Source organism: Pedobacter fastidiosus, from assembly GCF_014306625.1.
Taxonomy (GTDB): Bacteria; Bacteroidota; Bacteroidia; order Sphingobacteriales; family Sphingobacteriaceae; genus Pedobacter; species Pedobacter fastidiosus.
Genome location: NZ_JACRYL010000048.1, coordinates 1 through 2,310 on the forward strand (window position 1 = coordinate 1; position 2,310 = coordinate 2,310).

Genomic DNA, 2,310 nt, shown 5'->3' on the forward strand with positions numbered 1-2,310 from the left:
CGGATCAAGCTGAGAATGACGGCCGTTCGTGTTTGGTATTTCAACCAATTGCCTTAAACTTTGCATAGTCATCACGTCATTCTCGTGAAGGGTTGATTTGTGATCCGAATCAAGAGTAGAGCAAGATAACATGACATTTTTCTGATTTAAAAGTATGCGGTGAATACAATAATCTTTAAAATTATCGTTTATGTATGTGAGAGCGTTAATTTAGATGACGGGGATTCTACTAAGGTGGAATTCCCGTTTCTTTTTTAGTGGCGAATTCAACAAAAAAAGGGACATTTATTAAAAAATGTCCCTTTTCAAGTATATGATGGAGTTAAGAATTTTAGCTTCCTGTTGTTGTAAAATCAACTGGTTTTTTTTCAAATGGTTGATTGAATGATTTATAGGTTTTAGGTTTAAAGATTACATACAAACCAACACCGATTAGAAACATTGCTGTCGTGATTTTTGATAAAGCGAAATCGAAAATCGTGATGTCTTTTAAGGTAAAGATTGCGCCTATTAAAGTTAAGGCTAACCAACCGCCACCTGTAAAATTACGACGATAACCAATCCACAATCCAGCTCCAAGCATTACTGTATGCCAGCTTAAAATCCAGTGTGGCACATCAACTCCTGTGTTTCTAAGTAAGAAAACAGATCCGATAACTACAATTAAAATACCTAGTCCCAATTGTTTATCTGCGTGATTTTTTTTGATTAAAGTTTCCATGATGTTTTGTTTTTATATTCAAATGTATCACGAAAATGAATGCTGGAGAATGGGTTTTCCTCGAATAAGATTATTTTATCGGTGAGTGAAATAAAAATCTCGGTTAAAATATTTTGAGGAAATTTTAAAGTAGTAAAATGTCGGTGAAAAGGTGTGATAAGGGGGCCTCTCCCCCCGCCCTCTCCTTGAAGAGAGGGAGCTAAATCCCTCAATAGTTATACAGATTGTTATTTTAGGGGCTTTAATAAGATTTGCCACGGAAACACAAAAGACACGGAAAAGAATGAAATTGTTGTATTATTCGAAAATCACAAGTCCGTAGTAAAAAAACCTCTCCCCCCGCCCTCTCCTTGAAGAGAGGGAGCTAAATCCCTCAATAGTTATACAAATTGTTATTTTAGGGGCTGAGATAAGTTTGTCACGCAAACACAGATAGTAAAAAACCTCTCCCCCCGCCCTCTCCTTGAAGAGAGGGAGCTAAATTCCTCAATAGTTATACAAATTGTTATTTTAAGGGTTGAGATAAGTTTGTCATGCAAACATGCCGCCCTCTCCTTGAAGAGAGGGAGCTAAATCACTCAATAGTTATACAAATTGTTATTTTGGGGCTTTAATAAGATTTGCCACGGAAACACAGAAGACACGAAAAAGAATGAAATTATTGAATTATTCAAAAACTACAACTCCGTTGCTACTTGCCATGATTACCTTATTGGTTAAGCCTATAAATAGTCCATGGGCTAATAAACCATCTATTTGATTTAACGATTTGGCCAGTTCTTCTGGATGATCAATTAATCCGAAATCTGCATCAATGATGAAATTTCCATTATCGGTAATAAAAGTTTCGTTATTTTTTTCCCTTAAGATACTTGAACCATTAAGCTTTTCAACTTGATTGACTACATATTGAAGTGCTAGGGGAATAACTTCAATAGGTACTTTAAATGCGCCCAACTTCAATACTTTTTTAGAGGAATCGGTTACTATAATTCTGTTTTTACTCAAAGAAGCGAGGATTTTTTCTCTGAACAATGCTCCACCACCGCCTTTAATTAAATTTAAGGATTCTGTAAATTCATCCGCTCCATCTATACTAATGTCGATTGAACCGAGCGTTTGGAGATCGAGCATTTCAATTCCGTAAGACTTAGCTAATTCCTCGGTTCTTTTAGAACTTGCAGCAGCCGTGATTTTTAATCCTTCACGAACTTTTTTGCCGATTTCTTCTATTGCAAACGTAGCTGTAGATCCTGTTCCTAAACCTACAACATCGCCTTCTTTGATAAATTTAACAGCTTCTAAAGCGGCAGCTAATTTTTGAGCATCTTGTTGGGTTTTATCTATCGGTTCCATAGTGTAAAAATAAGGAATTTTATGGACTGGGCCTCACCCCCTCGATAGGTTATACAAAATTATGGCTCGTGGTGACAAGTACCATGGCGCAAGAGTAAAATGTTTCAACCACAGATGCACACAGATAAACACAGATTTTGGAGTGCTTTTTATTTACCACCAATACCACAGATCAGGATCGGCATGGGTTCGTGTCTCCACAAAACGAAATTAGTTTAAGGGTCCGTGGTGAC

General features: G+C 36.7%; 2 protein-coding genes. Both read right to left on the bottom strand.

Translation table 11 applies throughout. From position 1 onward, the window contains the following. Window positions 1-331: 331 nt before the first annotated feature. Complete coding sequence (locus tag H7U22_RS22720) at window positions 332-721, bottom strand: LiaF transmembrane domain-containing protein (protein WP_187073628.1); 390 nt, start codon at window positions 719-721, stop codon at window positions 332-334. Window positions 722-1,387: 666 nt separating this feature from the next. Then, window positions 1,388-2,077, bottom strand: a complete 690-nt coding sequence (gene rpiA / locus H7U22_RS22725) for a ribose-5-phosphate isomerase RpiA (protein ID WP_187073629.1) — start codon at window positions 2,075-2,077, stop codon at window positions 1,388-1,390. Window positions 2,078-2,310: the final 233 nt, after the last annotated feature.